Consider the following 17,917-nt stretch of genomic DNA (forward strand, 5'->3'; position numbering starts at 1 on the left):
ATATTTAATTTGTACTAAATTTGCACCAAAATAGAACCTTTATATGTAAATATCAATTAATTTTATGGCTTATAAACTAGCACCCTAAAGTAACTTTATGAATTTTAAAATGAAAATGATTTTGGCGTTTTGGTCGCTATAATGCCCTTAATTAAGGAGATTATCATGCAAGAATTTATCACCATATATCAAGAACATAAAAATAGTATTGAAAAGTTTTTATTGGGTACGGTTCGCAACAATGCTCAATATCTATCAGAAGAAGTTGATGTCATTAAAGGGTATTACGGGGTTTTTAATAGCTTAGAGCTAATTTACATAAGTGATGAAAACTTTAAACAGTCTTCACCCAATATCTATAAAAGTAAGTTACTGACAACGGTCATCGGTAAGAATAGAAGCTTTCTAGCGGCTCAGATGTTTAAAAAAGAAGATGGGGTTTCTATTAGTGAGCCTTATATGAGTTCGGCAACTGGAGAGGCATGTATTACCCTGATGGTTTTTAAAGAAAACCACTATTTCTTTTTTGATTTCAATTTAAGTAGTTTACTGTCTCATTTTGGTTTGGTAGAAAGGCATCCCACTTTTAACTTTGTGACTAAGTCTTTTTATTTGGGTATTGGTGTGTCGTTGATGTTTTTTTCAGTGATGTCAATTGGGTATGCATTTTATGACTATTTATTACAGTTTTCTAACCCATCTCAATACAGTTTAGAGAGCGTTTTTAAACCCATTATCGCCTTAACAATGGGGTTGGCTATTTTTGATTTGGCCAAGACATTGTTAGAAAGGGAGGTGGTATATAAAAACTATTCAGATAAAAAGGACGAGGCTCGTTTACTCTCAAAATTTTTAACTGCCATCATTATTGCACTGTCGATTGAAGCGCTTATGGTGGTCTTTAAAACCGCGTTAAATGATCCAAGCCAAATGTTATATGCTCTGTATTTAATTGTAGGTGTTGCTTTGATTATTGTCTCACTCGCGTTTTATACAAAAGTTAATTTTGAGAAGGGGTCAAAAACTAAATAGGCTCATGTCATCAAAAATTAAGGGCTTTTTTAATACAAATCTTTGCACTCTTTGTGTGATGGTTTATAGTGTTGTAAACCCATAATTTGGAAATTACTCATGTATAAATTGTTAGCTTTTGGCTTGCTTATTCCTGCTGTTTTATCTCTTTCAGCTTGTAGCTGGATTCAACCTTTACCTGGTGCGTTTAATGTTGCTTTATTGTCGGCGGATGAAGTAACCGATTGCAAAAAACTTGGTTCAACCCACGCTACGGTATTAGATAAAGTAGGGTTTTATCATCGAGATAAGGAAGCAATTAAAAAAGACCTAATTGCTGTTGCCAGAAATGAAGCCGTGAATATGCGCGGCGATACGATTGTGGCTACTTCTGAGTTGCATAATGGCAAAATGGATTTTGCGATTTATCGTTGTGTAAAGTAAGTATTCATCTTTTAAAGCGGGTATTTAAAATAAACATAAAGAGAGAAAACAATGAAAAAACTGAATAAAAAAATCATGATTTTAGGTTTAGTGACATTCTGTAGCTCTTTAACCAGCCAAATAACTATGGCTGAAGATGTTTTAGAAGAGAAAAATATAGGCATGGAATTAGCACGCGATTTAGCCACAGAAGCGATTAATGCCTGCCGTGAAAAAGGCTATTCTGTGAGTGCTGTTGTGGTAGATAAATATGGTAACCAACGTGTTGCCTTAAGAGATGATTTTGCTTCTCGTTTTACTCTACAAATAGCTGAAGATAAAGCCAATGCCACTATTATGTCGGGTTTGAAATCTGGCGATTTTAGAGCCAGACGTGGTGATATTCGCCCAGAACTTAATCATGTTGATGGCATATTAATGATGGTGGGCGGTGTGCCAATTGTTAGTGGTGGAGCACGAATTGGTGCGATTGGTGTGAGTGGAGCACCAGGCGGTGAAAAAGATGAAGCTTGTGTGATGACAGCTTTAAATAAACTAGAAGATAGATTAGCTTTTTAATTTCCTTTCAGAGATTCTGCATGTTTAAACTAAAAAGAGCCATTTATGGCTCTTTTTTTATGACTGAAATTTTATAAATTTTATAAAAATGGATGAAACTACTCATTTGTTTTATAGGGTGAATGAGTAATACAGTCTTGGCGATATTGCTCAATAATATGCTGTTCTTCTTCAATAAATTTTTGTATGCCTTGCTCAAAAGGATTTACCGTTAACCAGTGAGCAGATTGCATTTTTACGGGTGAAAAGCCCCTAGCAATTTTATGTTCGCCTCCGGCACCGGGTTCAAATATTTGTAGACCGTTTTTAATGGCGTAATCTATGCCTTGGTAAAAACAGGTTTCAAAATGCAAGTGTTTAAGCTCTTTAGCCGCCCCCCAATGCCTACCGTACAAATGTGTGTCAGATTGAAACATAAGAGCACCGGCAATACATTCTTGGTTGTAGTCGGCTAATACCAATACAATATTGTCTGCCATAGTTTGACCAATTTCTTTGAAAAAACCGATATTAAGCGTTGGGGTACTCCATTTTTCTAAAAAGGTCTTTTGGTAAAAGTAATCAAAATCTTGCCAATCTTTTTCTGTTGCTTGATATCCATTTAATACTCTAAAAGTGACCCCTGAATGGTGAATCGCTTTACGTTCTTGCTTAATGTTTTTACGCTTTTTAGGTTTGAGCTGGGCTAAAAAGTCGTCAAAGGTTTGATACTGTTGGTTTTGCCAATGAAATTGGCAGTCATGTCGAATATATAGCTGAGACTGATCTTGGCAACTCAATTCATTTAACCAGGCCTGCTGTTGTGGTTTGGCAAACAGAATATGGGTTCCGCTCATGTTTTGTTGTTCGCAAAAATCAGTGGCTGATTGAAATAACAGGTTAAATAGCTGTTTTTGTTCTGCTAGTTGGAGTGAAGGATCCACTAAAAAACGTTGTCCTAATACAGGTGTATAAGGGGTGGCTGAAACAAGTTTAGGGTAATAGGGTAAACCAATGCTATTCCATGCTTGTTCCCAGGCCTGGTCAAATACAAATTCGCCATAATTGTTGTGCTTTTCATATAAAGGCATTGCGGCAATAAGATCGTTGTGATGGTCATAAATTGCTAAGTGGTGAGGTACCCAGCCGTATTTAGGACTCACACAATGGTGTTTTTCTAAAGCATTTAAAAATTCATGCTTAACAAATGGGTGATTGTTTTCAACCAGGGCGTTCCATTTCTCTGCTGGAATTTGCGAAATCTCACTATGAAACTCAATGCGATAGTGCATCTTTTCTAGAGGGTTTTCTGCGTGATGGAGGGACTTGGAAAAACTCATATTGCCATGCCTGGGTCGAGTGCTTTAAATAGTAAAGTGCTTAGAAAGCCTAATAAGGTAACGAATCCAATGATAGAACCGCCTTTTACATAGGCTTCAGGAAGCATGGTTTCGGCTATAACCGTTAACATCGCTCCTGCTGCAATACCACCAATGAAAGAAAAAGTCTCAGGGGATGCACCGTCTAAAAGTATGCTCCCTAACGCTGCTCCTATACCAGTTAATAGCATAAGTAGAGTCCAGACGAATAGGACGTTTTTAAATGGAATACCTTGCTCACGCATCGAGGCGGAACTGGATAAGGCTTCAGGGTAGTTCGATAGGAATAAACCAGCAATAAGGCTCATACTCAAGGCATGCCCATCGGTGAGATGCGAGCCTATCATCAACGACTCAGGTATCCCATCTAAAAATATTCCTAACCAGATAGCGATATAAGCCGCCTTGTGTTGGTAGGTGTGCTGGGTGAGTTCACTTAGGGATGGAAGTTGACCTGGCAAGAGGTGTTTGACCGTGCGGTTTATCCATTGCTGGGCTCTATTTTCTGGCAAGCTTTGCTCTAGAGTTAGATAATCCTGAATATTCCGGGTCTTCAAGAAAGACTGTAGTTTGGAATGCATTGCCGTGACATTCTCTAGTAACTCAATAAAGTCTAGCCTATTCAGTACCCAAAAAGTGACATCGGTCTTGGCAAGGGCTGTTGAAGCATGTTTTCCGCCAACCACAAAAGCCATTCCTCCAAAAAAATCTCCTGGTTGTAAAGATTCAAAGTCTTCTCGCTTTTGTAAAGGGTCCAACAACTCGATTGAACCCGATTCAAGCAAATATAAACGGTCAGCTTCACTTCGATTACTGAATAACGTTTGACCTGAACGCAGGCTGCGTAGTTGAAGCTTATTGGCAATCAACCCTTGTACACTGGGATCACAGTTTTCAAATAGTTTAAAACGTTTGGTTGATTGTAAACGGTTTAATGCTTGTTCAAGTGTATCTTTGGGATTGCGGGTATCTGGAAGTCGCTTCTCGTTTTGTATGAGGTTGATTATGAATTCAATATGTCTTTCGGCGTGCTCATCACTCATTTGCTGACGTTCTTTGAGATAGCGACGAATTTCTAGTGAATCTCGATAATGTTGAATCAAAACTTTTGGTAAAACTTCTGTTTGACTAAGCAGTTCGTTAAAAGAGTCACGGTTGATTCTCCATAAAGTAACGTCTGTTTTGGCTTGGGCTAAAGTTGCATTGGGCAGACTAGTAAAAAAAGCCATGCGACCAAAAATGTCTGAGGCCGTTAACTCAATAAAGGTTTTTAATAGATGGTTTGGATCACGAAGTTTGATTTGCCCTTTTTGAATGATGTAGAACTGGTTTTGGATATCGCTATGATGGTAAATGATTTGGCCTGCAGAGTAGTTGCTAACCTGTACTTTATGAAGCAACATCTGAAGTTCGTTTTGAGGAAGAGCATCAAAAAAAGGCAAACGGTTTAGTGAGAGAATGAATTGATGGTGATGTCTTTTTTGTCGGTTTCTGAAGTATTGGATTGTGGTTGCAGTTTTACGTAAAAAACCACCTTGTTGGTTTAGTTGATAGTTAAGCCACAAATAAGTAAGGCTACCGACTAAAGAACCTATTGCCGCATAGAGAAACATGCCCGCTTGAATCGCGGGTGAAAATAAATCGATGGTTACAGCTGAAAGCAATGCACCAGCACCAAATGCCATTAACCAAGCGATGGTTCGATCACCAGGTTTCCAGAAAGATGTGGTGAGTGCTCCTAAAGGTAATGAAAGGGCACTGAGAATGCCGATTAGAAAAGCAAAATAGACGATACTGTCTAGGTCCACAAAATATTCCTACTGAGTTACAACTTTGGTTTTGCCGTGAAAATAATTTTTCACAGCAATGATTGGTTATATTGGAGTAAAGTATGGACAGTATTGAATAAAAACACAACCGGATCTGGCAACTAAAGCCTATTAATTGTGTGAATTTTTGTTTTTAGAATTTCCCATTTCTATAATCAGAGAATGCTTGTTCAATTTCTTGTTGAGTATTCATTACAAATGGTCCTCCGCGTGCAATCGGTTCATTAATGGGTTGTGCGGATAGTAACAAAAATGCACTGTCATCTTGTAAAGCAGTCACACTAATTTGTTGGGCGGGTGTTAGGACTGCAAGCTCGCGTAAATTAACTTTATTTAAAGGGCTTATTTCATCACTTTCAACTTGAACAGAACCTGAAATAACATAGATAAAGCTATTGGCATTTGGATCTAAATTTTCTGTGAAAGTCGTGTTTTTTTCATCAAGTTGTACATGCATCATAGAGGGTTGAATGTAATTATTAATTACCGGGCCAACTGTTCCTTGTGAAGTTTTGCCCGTTATAACTTTAAGAAGAGTGTGTTCACCACGCCTCTCAGTTGGGATTTCGTCTGGGGTAAACTCTTGATAACTTGGATCAGCCATCTTCGCTTCTTTTGGCAAATTAACCCAAAGTTGAAACCCTTTTAACAATCCATTTTCTTGCTCGGGCATTTCTGAGTGAATAATTCCTTTACCCGCCGTCATCCATTGAACACCACCAGCTTGTATTACCCCTTCATGGCCTTGATTGTCTTTGTGACGCATTTTACCCGCCAGTAAATAAGTTACAGTTTCAAAGCCACGGTGAGGGTGCGATGGAAACCCTGCTAAATAGTCATTTGGATCTTCAGATTCAAAATAATCTAACATCAAAAAGGGGTCTAAAAAGCTGATATCTTGATTACCAATGACTCTGGTCAAATTTACACCTGCACCATCAGAGGCTACAATCCCTTTGGTTTTTTGTATTACATGAGTTTGCTGAGTATTCATTTTGAATTCTTCCTTGTAAATCAAATTCTTTTGTTAGTTATTACATTAAAGAATAAAAGAGATGAGGTAAACGGCTATTTTCTAAATAAAGTGTTCTTCTTTTTAGAACAAAGCAGTTTAAAATAAGAGCAATCCATGAACGATGATGCACATACACAAGGATATAGTAATGGGTCAGATTGAAGATATTCAGGTTTTTATTAGAGTAGTTGAAGCAGGGGGGATAAGCCGAGCTGCTGAGCAACTTAATTTGGCAAAATCTGCGGTGAGTAGAAGGCTTTCTGAGTTAGAAGCACGCTTAAAGACTAAGTTAATACAAAGAACGACCAGAAAATTTAATTTGACTGATGAAGGTCGGGTTTATTACCAAAGAGCAATTTCTTTGGTTGATTCTTTACATGAGTTAGATAACTCGATACTCAAAAATACGGGTGACTTAGAGGGGCATTTAAGTATCTCTTTGCCTTTGTCTTTTGGTTTATTGCATATGACATCCGTAATTGATGATTTTTTAAAACAACACCCTAAATTAGCCATGAAGGTTGAGTTGTCTGATGGCAATATTGACTTAGTTGAAGAAGGAATTGACGTTGCTTTTAGAATTGGTCAGCTTCATGATAGCTCTATACAAGCAAGAATGATTGTGCCAGTTAATATGCTGATTTGTGCTAGTCCTGATTATTTAGAAAAACATTCAACGCCTAAAACACTTGAAGACCTTTCTGAACATAAATTTTTGGAGTATTCATTATTTCATAGTAGCAATTTTCAAATTATTAACCCGAAGGGTATTAACGAAACGTTTGTCTCTAAAAGTCGTTTTCAATCAAATAATGGTGACTTTTTAAAATCTATGGCCGTTGCTGGTCATGGAATGATAGTGCTTCCAAGTTTTGTTTGTTGGAAAGAGTTACAGTCTGGTGAATTAGTAAGAGTATTAGATGAATACACTATCCCTGAAATGCATGGTTACGCGATATACCAGCAAAACCGTTATTTATCGCCAGCGGCTCGTAGTTTTATTGATTACTTAGTTGCCTATTTTGCAGGTAAACCAAAGTGGGATGAATTGTAAAACTTTTATTTTCGGTAAGGAACTATAAAAAACAAAACCCTCAATTAAGAGGGTTATGTTTTCATGGCAATGATTTTTGTACTGCTTTGATTGATAGAAGTCTTTTAATGTTTAAGACTATCTTCAAATAGGTTTTGTTGTCCCATTAAGATATCAATCTCAGCTTGAGTGAGGTATTCATGTTCATCAGGTTGTTGGCTAGCAACGGCACTTGGTAAATCAAATTGATGAAACTTAAGTTGGTTTTCATTTAAGCTATCAACAAACTTTTTAAGGGCAATGATAACCTGACCATTTAAATCTCGGTTGGTTTGCTCAAGAATAATTTCATGAAGTTGGTTTACCCAATTCATTTGTGTGGCACGCACTAATTCTGAATGAGTTTGTAAATTACCGTTAGCAATTGCATTTTGATAACCTTCGGTTAGGTTTTTAATGTCATCAATAATCAACTCAGCAATTTGAATAGTTTGCTCAGATGTTGTTTCCAAACGCTGGTCAATAAAATCTAAGCAAGTTTGTAACTTCTGGGTGGTATTCATGTTGGACATAGCTCTCTCCTCTGGTCCTAGCAATATTCCCAATTGGGGTTGCACTAAATGACATTTTGTTGACACCTAACGCGATATTTTTATTTTTCATTCATCATATATCAAGTGGCGTGCCAATTTTACTGATTTAATATTTATTGTTTATAACTTGTTGAATATAAAAGAAAATGTCTAATTTATTAAAAGATGAGATTAATTTAAAAGCTATCAAAAAATTGGCGGTTTTAATGAAAAACCATCATTCAGAGTTTGATACTGACAAATTTTTATCACTTGTTTTTATACAAGATTGGCCTGAACTGAGTTTAAAACAGAGAATTAGGCACTTATCAACGGTGCTTTATACAACGCTAAACCTCTCTTTTAATGATGCAATAGAGTTGTTGAAGTGTGTTTCAACTGAGTTTGATGGTCTATTTCATTTTGTTTTTGCAGATTATGTTGAAGTATATGGTGTTGAAGAGTTTGATACTTCTATAGACGCATTAGAATTGTTTACCCAAAACAGCACTGCGGAATTTGCAATTAGAGCCTTTTTACAGGCTTACCCTGAAAAAACCAAACAACAAATGCTAATTTGGAGTAAGAGTAATAACCACCATTTACGTCGTTTAGCCAGTGAAGGTATCAGGCCTAAATTGCCTTGGGCAACTCATATTGATTGGATTGCAAAGAATCCACAGTGGGTAAGACCGATAATTGAAAATTTAAAAGCTGACCAAAGCCGCTATGTTCAAAAAAGCGTGGCCAATTTACTCAATGACTTTTCTAAAACAGAGCCAGATTGGGTGTTAGCCTTAGCTAATGAGTGGTTAAAACAGAATAATACCAATACGAATTGGATTGTTAAACATGCGTTAAGAACCCTTTTAAAAGCGGGAGATAGCCATGCATTACAGTTAATGGGCTATGGCTCTGTAAAGCATATTCATTTAACGGCTTGGTGTATGAGCAAACAGGTTAAAATAGGCGAAAAATTGACGGCTGAATTTGAATTACAAGCTAATCAAGCATTAGGTTTTTTAAGAATTGAATATGCACTCTATTTTTTACGCAGTAGATTAATGCCTTACAGAAAAGTCTTTAAAGTGGCGGAGTCTGATTATACCGTGAACAGCAAGGCTTTTAGATTAACTCATAACTTTAAACCTATAACGACACGTAACTATTTACCAGGCCTGCATAAAATTGAGTTGCTGATAAATGGTCAAGTCATTGAAACCGCTGAGTTTGAGCTGATTTGATATGCAATTGGTTTTAAGGTAGTAAAAATCGCCATAATCGAAATCCATCTCACACATAAAAACACACTAATCAAAGATTAAATATACGAAGAGTAAATAAGTGATTCCAATTGTTTTTCAAAATCATGATTTTGTGGTGGTAAATAAACCTGAAGGGTTAAATTTTCATAGCGAAGATTTACCAGGCCTGGTCGTTTTGGTTCAGCAGCAGTTAGCCATTAGTGAGATTTACCCAGTACATCGTTTAGATAAAATGACATCAGGCCTGGTGATTTTGGCTTTAAATAAAAAAACCGCTCAAGCTTTTCAAAGAATGTTTGAAAAGCATGAAATTGAAAAGTTTTATATTGCCATTTCTGATCAAAAGCCTAAAAAGAAACAAGGCTGGATCAAGGGGGATATGGTTGCAGCAAGGCGGGGCGATTGGAAGTTAACTAAAACCATGCAAAACCCGGCGGTAACACAATTTATTAGTGAGTCTATTCAACCAGGTGAGAGAATTTATTTACTAAAACCAAAAACAGGTAAAACTCATCAATTAAGAGTGGCAATGAAAAGTATTTCGGCACCTATTTGTGGTGATTATCGTTATGCGGATAAAATCAAAGCTAATCAAGAAGAGCGTGGTTACTTGCATGCGTTTGCCATTACATTTACCTTAAATGCAGAACGCTTTCAATTCAGTTGTTTACCTTTAACAGGTAGTCGATTTTTAGAAGATAAAGCAAAACAAATAACCGAATCCTGGCAGTCGCCGTGGAATGTCATAAAAAACAAATAAAGCTAACTTAATCATAACGATGTTAGCTTTTCTTAATTAAGTTTAGAGAAAAATATGAGTGATAAAGTAGCTCCTTTTTGGGAGACAAAAACCTTAGATGAAATGAATCAAGAAGAGTGGGAATCTTTGTGTGATGGATGTGGTTTGTGTTGTTTAATCAAGCTACAAGATGATGAAACGGATGAGATTGTTTACACCAGTGTAGTGTGTCCATATTCAGATACAGAAACCGGTCAATGTAAGGACTATGCTAACCGCTCGGTCAACGTGCCAACTTGTGTGCAGTTAACCAAAGAGAAAGTCGCTGAATTTGATTGGTTACCAGACACTTGTGCGTATAGGATGATTTATAGAGGTCAAGGGCTTGCCGACTGGCATCCTTTGATTTCTGGTAATCGACTTTCAGTTAAAAATGCAGGGGTTGGCTTGTTATCTATTCCGATAGTAGTGGATAAAATAGATATAGATTATGAGGATTACATCATGCCTAAGCCATAAAAGGTGCTGCACAGGTTTAGCAAGAAACCTCACTTGAATGGTTAATCCTAAAAGACTGTTAATGGAGCATTAAAATTTTCTTACGCATTATTTCATGTAAGGAGCTTTTGACTATTACTGTATTTTAATTGCTTGATTTTATAGTATTAATTTATTTTTCTATTCCCTTATAAAAAACGAGTTCTTTTTCAATTAATATTTTCTATTGGCTAATAATACTTATTCAATAGACACTATTCTCTAGTGTTGGTTTTCTCATTAAGAATTTTGTTCTTTAAGAATAAAAAAAATTACTTATCTAAACTTTATCCTTGAGCGTAATATAAAGCCGACTAAAAACCACATAAAATAAATGGAGTTATTATGAAGGACAGTTCTTGGTTAAATCTGCCGAGTTTATCTTTGTCTATGAAGGCATTATTTACAGGGTATATCTTTGTTGTTGGCTTAGGTTTGATGATGGCTGGTGTACAAATTATGTTAACGCACGGTATGGCAGATGGTAAGTTTGGTTTATCGGTTGATGATATTGTATATAGCTATTATGGCAACAGAAGTGGTTCAAAGTTAGAGAGTAAATTAAATGGTTCTATGAAAGAGCATGCTGCTCCAGAAGAACGAATCACCATGATTAAGTGGGCAAGAAATGGAGCAGATGAAAAAGAGTGGACTGCAACCATCAAGCCAATTGTTGATGCTAAATGCGCTATGTGTCATGCAAACATCCCGACTTTACCGAATATTACCAAATATGATGTTATAAAAGATATCGCAAAAGTTGATCATGGTGCGGATATTACCTCTTTAACACGTGTTTCTCATATTCACCTGTTTGGTATCTCTTTCATTTTCTTCTTTGTTGGTCTTATTTTCTCAATGGCAGTCGGTTTTAAACCTTGGATTAAAGCAACGCTCATATTTATTCCGTTTGCGTTCTTAATTGTCGATATCGCCTCATGGTGGTTAACTCGAATGAATCCAAACTTTGCTTATTTTGTGATTATTGGTGGTTTTGGTTACAGTGTGGCGGCAGCGATTATGCTATTTACATCTCTTTACCAAATGTGGATTATGCCTTGGAGAGGTCAAACTTCTGATGAAAATACATGGAAAGATAATTAATTCAGAAACTCTTGCTTAATCGAAATCAATTTTTAAGCATTTAGATTTATTTAAAAATTTGATTTATCCCTGTTTTACTAAACCCAAGGACTCTTCTTGGGTTTTTTTATGTCCATAAAAAAACGTCAAACTACCGACTTAATAAGCTTTGCGGCTTAAATCCCACGTATTTACTAGGTTTATTTATTCATAAAACTTATTTTCCCTTATTAATATAAGTGATTTTTCTTGTACCTACAGCATGCCTATACTTTGCGATGTTCAAAAGCAATTTTAGTCAAAAACAGGGAACAGTTTTATGGCATGGTCATTTCCAAAACTCACACGACGAACTTTTATCCAAGGTGCTGCTGCAACAACAGCAATTGGAGCTTTAGCTAGTTCTAAACTGGCATCTGCTCATCTTCCATCATGGGATGATTTAATGTTTGCTGATAGCAAACGTAAAGAGATGAAAGAGAAGATAGATTACACAATTTGTAATTTTTGCTCTTCATTATGCAATATCGAAATTCGTACCTTAACGGATGGTGAAAACAGTCGTATTGTGAAATTAGAGGGTAATCCTCACTCAACATTAAACCGCGGAAGAGCTTGTGCTCGTGGCCAATCAGGTTTATTTCAAACTTACGATACAGACCGTCTTAAAACACCCATGATTCGTGTTGAAGGTTCTAAACGTGGTGAGATGGCTTTTAGAAAAGCGAGTTGGGATGAAGCTTACGACTATATTGCAAAACATACTCAAAATGTAAAACCTTGGGAATGGACTACTGTGGGTGGTTGGACTAACTGCGTGTTCTATATGAACTGGGCCGTGGCTTTCTCAATGGCCAACCAAATTCCAAATATTGTTGCTTCACCAATGCAACACTGTGTAACAACGGGGCACCTTGGAACCGATGCGGTTACAGGTAACTTTAATATTCATGATGAAATCCTACCTGACTTTGATAATGCTCGTTACATTATGTATATCGCTAATAATGGTTCAATGGGAGCCGTATCAACTGCTCGTGTAGTGCGTGCCGCAGAAGGGATTCAGCGCGGTGCTAAGGTTGTTGTGCTTGATCCACGTCTATCAGAAACCGCTGCTAAAGCAGATGAGTGGGTACGAATTCGTCCAGGTACGGATTTAGACTTTACCATGGCGTTAATGAATGAAATCATGTCTAAAGATTATTACGACAAAGATTTTTGCATTAAACACACTAATTTACCGTTCTTGATTGAAAAAGATGCGGAAGGTGAGTGGCAGATTTTTCGTGATGCAAATGGTAACTTTTCTATTTACGATGAAATAACCGCTTCAGTTCAGCAAGTTAAAGCACATGATAATGCGAATGAGTTTGATATTAACGGCAAACGCGTTATCCCATCATTAAAATTGCCAGAAGGACTTAAGGTCAATGGCAATCCAGTACAGACCGTATTTGAAGCACAGCTTGATGAAATTAAGCATATTACCCCCGAGTTTGCTTCTAAAACGACTACTATTCCTGCGGAGGATATCGTACGTATTGCATATGAATACTCTCACATTAAACCTGCGATTATTGATCCAGGCTGGATGGGGGCTCGCTATAACAATGTACAGATGTTACGCCGTACTCAAGCCATGTTACAAACCTTAATTGGTGGTATTGATAGCAAGGGTGGTTGGATAAACGCTGCTGAAGTTCGTCATAAAGTACACACTACCAATGAAGCACGTAAAAAAGGTGTACAGCAAATGCATCCATTAGCAACAACGGGTGGTATGCCGTTTGCAGAGATGGTGGTTGATGTATTCAGTAACCCTAAAAACTTTAATCATGGTAAGCCAGCTTGGGCTTATGCCTTTGCAGAGCAACAAAAAGCGGCAGGCAAACCATGGGTTTCTTTGCCTGTAATGGCTGATACAGGCTTGTTTGAGTCAGTTCGTGGTGAAGTGGAGTACAAAGGCGAACAGTATTTAACCAAGGCGTTTTTTATTAATGGTGCCAACCCTGTGCATCATTACTTCCCAGATTCTTACTGGAAAGACATGCTAAATCATGACAACGTTGAGTGTGTGGTTTGTATGGATGTTTTACCATCTGATACTACTGCTTATGCAGACGTTATTTTGCCGAACTCAACTTACTTAGAGCGTGATGAACCAGGTATTTATGGTAACGGTGTTAACCAAGATTTAGGGTTAACCACACGCTTTAAGGCAATTGATCCAATTTACGATACCCATGAAGTCACCGATGTGATGTTCAAAATGACAGAAATTATCTCTGGTAAAGAGGGAGTAGAAGCTTACTACCATACGATTGATAACTTAGCAGGTTTGCCAGCGGATAAAGCCAAAAAATATGTAGCAGAAGAACAAGCTAAAGGTACTCCTGATCCAATTGCGGCAGCTTATCGTCGTGTCAGTATGGAACTTGCCGCTCACGAAGTGGGTGAAACACCAGAAAACTTTGAAAAAGTTCTACGAGAAAAAGGTGTTTATTACATTAAAACCATGGATGAGCTTCTTGAAGAATCGGCCATGCCACAAAAAATGCCGGTACCCACTAAGTCAGGCCGTTTAGAGTTTTACTCTGGATTATTTGAAATGATTCGTGGTAACAGCACAACACGTGCTCCAAACTTTGGTGTGCTGGCAACACACTTCCCATCAGGAATTTTGGGTGAAAAAGTCAATCAAGATCGTATGCTGGGTGAAGGTGAGTTTTACTTTACCTATGGTAAATCACCAACGGTTTCTCATGGTTCTACCAATGCTAATAACCCCGTGCTGTCTGCAATCAATATTTTTAAAGAAGATATTTACACCGGTATTTGGATTAACCCTACACGTGCTGAAAATTTAGGCATTAAAACGGGTGATTCAATTAAGTTAACAAATCTTGAAGATGAAAGTTTGAATGTTGATGGCAAAGCTTACGTTACCAATCAAGTTCAACCAGAATCTGTGTTTATGTACTCGTCATTTGGTACAGAGAACGCAGCCTTAAGTCGTGCCGTGAATTTTGGTAGTGCGATTAATAAAATCATCGGTTACAAAGTAGATCCTGTTGTAGCTGGTTTCCGTTCGCAAGAATTCACTATCAAAGTCGAAAAAGTTTAAAGGAGGTCACGGATGGCTCATTATGCAATGTTAATTGACCTAAACACCTGTACAGGCTGTAACGCTTGTATGGCAGCTTGTGCGGTTGAAAACCAAACTCCGTTTTGGTCAGATAAATGGCGTACTAAGGTACATGATATTTCTAAGGGTAAAACTGATGCGGATGCCGCACGTGTTTTCTTTCCTCGTTTATGTAATCACTGCGATAACCCACCATGTGTAACGGTTTGCCCAACAGGGGCAACTTACAAAATGGATAACGGGATTGTGGATGTAGATGATGATATGTGTATGGGGTGTCAGGCTTGTACCTTGGCTTGTCCATACGATGCTCGTTACGCATTAGATTACGATGACAACACTGAGAAAAAAGCGGTATTTGGTGAAGAGTCACTTAAAAAGACTCGCCCAGGTGTTGATAAGTGTAATTTTTGCCGTGACCGAGTTGAAGACAATCGCTTACCAGCGTGTGTTGAGACTTGTGTAGGTAATTCGCGTCAGTTTGCGGATTTAGATAATCCAAACGATCCAGTTACGCAAATTATTAATTCGGGTATTGCCGAACCTCTAATGGCACATTTAGGCACCAAGCCTAATGTGTATTACATTCCCGTTAAAAAACAGACTATTCATTATGAGCGTGAGACTTTTAATGGTCAAAACTCGGAAGCTGGTTTGCATCCAATGGGTGGTGAAAACGGCACAACCTTTGAGCGTAAAGAGGGTGCTGAGCATGGTCACGCTGCACATGTTCAAGAGCACGCAACGTTTGATGCTAATAGCCCATTTGCAAATGTAACTGGTGATGCTCAAATTACAGACTTATTAAGAGTGGAGGCGTAAAGTATGTTCTATTTTGGTCAAGAGCAATGGAACTGGCTAGTTGCGGTTTACCTCTTTTTAGGTGGTATGGGTGCGATGGTTATGGCTATTTCTACTTTAGTTCACCGTTTAAAAATGTTTGGTCAGGATAATACCTTACTGATGATTTGGGGTAACTTAACGGGTTTTGTTATGTTATCGATTGGTTCAGCAATGCTGTTTTATCACTTATTAGATCACCTTGCAGTATGGCATGTTTTATTAGGTGTATTTAACAAGCCAGACGCCTGGATTGCTTGGGGTACTTGGTCCATTATTTTTGGTATGATTTGGGGGCTTGTTTATACCTTGCCACACATTCCTACGCCAAAATTTTTGGGTTGGTGTCAGCTGTTAAAGTTCTTTAAATGGTTTGGTACTAAGTACGCTGGTCTTATGGCATGGGGTACGGTGTTTATGTCTGTATTTACTGCGGTTTATACTGGTATGTTGTTACAGTCATTCCCGGCAGTCGAGTTGTGGCATAATCCTGGTATTCCTGTGTTGTTTACGGTTTCTGCAGTTTCAACCGCATTAGCAACCTTATTAATTATTCAGTATGTGATTGTGCGTGCCGATGACCATGAATTACGTCACCGTTTTGAATTAATCGATACCTGGTTAATTGGTTCAGAAATCATTATTGTTGCAGGGTTCTTTTTCTACCTTTTAAACGGTAGCTTAAATGGCCAGGCATCACATGCATTACTTTGGGGTGATCCAATTTGGACTTATGGTTTTTTTGTAGCAGGTTTAATTGTGCCATTTATTATTAACTTGGCAATGGTGACACGCAAAATTCCAAGTAATGGTTTCATTGTTATTATTTCAGCGGTATTAGTATTAATGGGGGGCTATATTCTACGCCACTACATGTTATTGGCTGGAATTTGGGAATTGCCTTATCCTAAATAAGTCTTAGATTAGCTAGAGTAAGCTAGAGTAAGCTAGAGTATTCAAAGCAATTTTAAGTAAAAAAGCACTCAAATTTGAGTGCTTTTGTTTTATTTACTCGGTCAAAGCTCTCTTCCAATTTATTTACCAATTTTTTGGTGAGTGTTTTGAATACAAAATATTCAACAAAAAATAAAAAAAGTGCTGATGATCAGCCAAGATATAAATCTATAACAAGGAATGTTTATGTCAGAAAAAATACAAGAGCTTGTTGTTCTCTCAGGTCTGCTTGGTGAGCCGTGTGAAGAATCAATGGAAGCGATTCAAGAGCTTGCTCCACAGTTAAAGTGGTTATCTGAAGAGTCGGTAAAAGAGATTGAATCGACTCCTTTAGAAAGATGGCAGATGGAGCATACTCGACTATTTGTTTCTGGACACCCAAAAACAGAATGTGCCCCGTTTGAATCAGTGTGGACAGAAGGGCGTATGATTGGCGACACCACTCATAAAATCAAGGCTTTGTATGACAAAGTGCAATATAAACCTGATGCTGATTTGCCAGCAGATTATTTGGGTTCGGAGTTAGAATTTTTAGCCTTTGTCTTAGAAAATTACAGCGAACAACAAGTCTTTTTAGTAGAAATTTTAGAGCACCTACACAGCTGGGTTCCTAAATTTGCTAAAGCCGTTCGTATTCATGCAGATTTAGTTTTTTATAAAGATTATGCTAAACGTTTAGAAGCGTTATTTGAGATGAAATAATGAGCAATTCAACGGAAGATACAATCAATGAAATTACCAGGCCTGGTAATTCTGATTGGCAGTTAATTGAAGCTAAAACCTTGCAAGAGGCGCATGACTTCATTATTGATGTATTTGAAAATACTTATCACAAAAACTTTGAAGAAGAGTGGATGGGTGTTAATCATAATTTGAATGTTGAGTTACGCGGGCTTAAGTTTGTGGATGGGTGGGTAACAGGATTCTTATTAACACCTTGGATGTTATGTAATATTTATATTCCCGTTTTACAGCAGCCAGAAATAAGTATTGAAGCTGAATGGTTAGCCCAACAGCGAGCTAATCAAGACTATGTTGTGATAGGGCCGTTAAAAAGTTTTGTTATTGGCGGTTCTAGTCAAAAAGCGAACTTAAATTATCACCCTCAACTAGGGCATTATTTATTGCAACCATTGGTGCAAATCATGGACAAATACGCCAATAATGAAAGTGCGTTTGATGCTTGGTCAGAAGTGATTGCTTTTAGAAAAGCACACTATGAAAAGATAGAACGAGAAGCATTAGCTAAAACAGAACTGGATAAAGAAGCCGCAATGAAGTCTTCTGAAAAGCAATCATCAACTATTGATGAAAACGAAGTATTAGATCGCAGGGGCTTTTTGTCTAAATGGATTTAAATTCAATTTAAATTATGTTTTATTTATATAGCTAAATTCAAAACAAAGTTTAATTCAAAATAGCTCAAAATAGCGCCCTGCATACATCAATGTCAGGGCGTTTTTGTTTTGAGTTGGGCTGTTATTTTATTGTAAAAATACGGGAATTAAGTAAGTCTTAAATAGTTAATCAATAG

At 37.4% G+C, this 17,917-nt stretch carries 17 protein-coding genes; 13 read left to right on the forward strand and 4 right to left on the reverse strand.

The annotated features are described in order from the left end of the window. Positions 1-165: 165 nt before the first annotated feature. The 3 genes from ACORJQ_RS06830 to ACORJQ_RS06840 all read left to right on the forward strand — a co-directional run bounded on the left by ACORJQ_RS06830 (position 166) and on the right by ACORJQ_RS06840 (position 2,013). The gene (locus tag ACORJQ_RS06830; protein WP_321323110.1) at positions 166-1,032 is read left to right on the forward strand and encodes a hypothetical protein; all 867 of its coding nucleotides are present in this window, start codon (positions 166-168) and stop codon (positions 1,030-1,032) included. Between the two features lie 99 nt (positions 1,033-1,131). Further along, complete coding sequence (locus ACORJQ_RS06835; protein WP_321323111.1) at positions 1,132-1,455, forward strand: DUF4156 domain-containing protein; 324 nt, start codon at positions 1,132-1,134, stop codon at positions 1,453-1,455. 51 nt (positions 1,456-1,506) lie between these two features. Beyond that, the gene (locus tag ACORJQ_RS06840; protein WP_321323113.1) at positions 1,507-2,013 is read left to right on the forward strand and encodes a GlcG/HbpS family heme-binding protein; all 507 of its coding nucleotides are present in this window, start codon (positions 1,507-1,509) and stop codon (positions 2,011-2,013) included. Between the two features lie 98 nt (positions 2,014-2,111). On the opposite strand, the gene ACORJQ_RS06845 is transcribed toward ACORJQ_RS06840, so the two are convergent. The 3 genes from ACORJQ_RS06845 to ACORJQ_RS06855 all read right to left on the reverse strand — a co-directional run bounded on the left by ACORJQ_RS06845 (position 2,112) and on the right by ACORJQ_RS06855 (position 6,194). Continuing rightward, a complete protein-coding gene (locus tag ACORJQ_RS06845; RefSeq protein ID WP_321323114.1) occupies positions 2,112-3,332 on the reverse strand; it encodes a GNAT family N-acetyltransferase in 1,221 nt (406 codons plus the stop codon). After that, complete coding sequence (locus ACORJQ_RS06850) at positions 3,329-5,179, reverse strand: cyclic nucleotide-binding domain-containing protein (RefSeq protein WP_321323116.1); 1,851 nt, start codon at positions 5,177-5,179, stop codon at positions 3,329-3,331. Before ACORJQ_RS06850 ends, ACORJQ_RS06845 begins: the two co-directional genes overlap by 4 nt. A gap of 154 nt (positions 5,180-5,333) precedes the next feature. Beyond that, positions 5,334-6,194, reverse strand: a complete 861-nt coding sequence (locus tag ACORJQ_RS06855) for a pirin family protein (protein WP_321323117.1) — start codon at positions 6,192-6,194, stop codon at positions 5,334-5,336. Positions 6,195-6,363: 169 nt separating this feature from the next. Between ACORJQ_RS06855 and ACORJQ_RS06860 the strand changes: the two genes are divergently transcribed. Further along, positions 6,364-7,269: a LysR family transcriptional regulator gene (locus tag ACORJQ_RS06860; protein ID WP_321323118.1), complete on the forward strand. Its 906-nt coding sequence runs from the start codon at positions 6,364-6,366 to the stop codon at positions 7,267-7,269. A 104-nt stretch (positions 7,270-7,373) separates the two neighbouring features. Here the strand turns inward: ACORJQ_RS06860 and ACORJQ_RS06865 are convergent, their stop codons facing one another. Then, positions 7,374-7,820 carry a hypothetical protein gene (locus tag ACORJQ_RS06865; protein WP_321323120.1) on the reverse strand — a complete coding sequence of 149 codons (447 nt, stop codon included), beginning with the start codon at positions 7,818-7,820 and terminating at the stop codon, positions 7,374-7,376. Positions 7,821-7,987: 167 nt separating this feature from the next. Here ACORJQ_RS06865 and ACORJQ_RS06870 point away from each other — a divergent pair, with 167 nt between their 5' ends. From ACORJQ_RS06870 to hybE, 9 genes are all read left to right on the forward strand, one after another. Then, on the forward strand, positions 7,988-9,064 hold the full coding sequence (locus tag ACORJQ_RS06870) for a DNA alkylation repair protein (protein WP_321323121.1): 1,077 nt from the start codon (positions 7,988-7,990) through the stop codon (positions 9,062-9,064). Between the two features lie 100 nt (positions 9,065-9,164). After that, positions 9,165-9,845: a TIGR01621 family pseudouridine synthase gene (locus tag ACORJQ_RS06875; RefSeq protein WP_321323122.1), complete on the forward strand. Its 681-nt coding sequence runs from the start codon at positions 9,165-9,167 to the stop codon at positions 9,843-9,845. Between the two features lie 54 nt (positions 9,846-9,899). Then, positions 9,900-10,343, forward strand: coding sequence for a YcgN family cysteine cluster protein (locus ACORJQ_RS06880; RefSeq protein WP_321323123.1), 444 nt, complete (start codon positions 9,900-9,902; stop codon positions 10,341-10,343). Between the two features lie 363 nt (positions 10,344-10,706). Continuing rightward, positions 10,707-11,465, forward strand: coding sequence for an Aq_1264-related membrane protein (locus tag ACORJQ_RS06885; protein WP_321323125.1), 759 nt, complete (start codon positions 10,707-10,709; stop codon positions 11,463-11,465). Positions 11,466-11,763: 298 nt separating this feature from the next. Beyond that, positions 11,764-14,568, forward strand: coding sequence for a molybdopterin-dependent oxidoreductase (locus ACORJQ_RS06890; protein ID WP_321323127.1), 2,805 nt, complete (start codon positions 11,764-11,766; stop codon positions 14,566-14,568). A 12-nt stretch (positions 14,569-14,580) separates the two neighbouring features. Continuing rightward, the gene (locus tag ACORJQ_RS06895) at positions 14,581-15,411 is read left to right on the forward strand and encodes a 4Fe-4S dicluster domain-containing protein (RefSeq protein ID WP_321323129.1); all 831 of its coding nucleotides are present in this window, start codon (positions 14,581-14,583) and stop codon (positions 15,409-15,411) included. A gap of 3 nt (positions 15,412-15,414) precedes the next feature. After that, entirely contained in the window at positions 15,415-16,344 is a 930-nt protein-coding gene (gene nrfD / locus ACORJQ_RS06900; protein ID WP_321323131.1) for an NrfD/PsrC family molybdoenzyme membrane anchor subunit, read from the forward strand. A 225-nt stretch (positions 16,345-16,569) separates the two neighbouring features. Further along, complete coding sequence (locus ACORJQ_RS06905) at positions 16,570-17,085, forward strand: TorD/DmsD family molecular chaperone (protein WP_321323133.1); 516 nt, start codon at positions 16,570-16,572, stop codon at positions 17,083-17,085. Further along, positions 17,085-17,741: a [NiFe]-hydrogenase assembly chaperone HybE gene (gene hybE / locus ACORJQ_RS06910; protein WP_321323135.1), complete on the forward strand. Its 657-nt coding sequence runs from the start codon at positions 17,085-17,087 to the stop codon at positions 17,739-17,741. Before ACORJQ_RS06905 ends, hybE begins: the two co-directional genes overlap by 1 nt. Positions 17,742-17,917: the final 176 nt, after the last annotated feature.

It is taken from the genome of Thiomicrorhabdus sp. (genome assembly GCF_963662555.1).
Lineage (GTDB): Bacteria > Pseudomonadota > Gammaproteobacteria > Thiomicrospirales > Thiomicrospiraceae > Thiomicrorhabdus.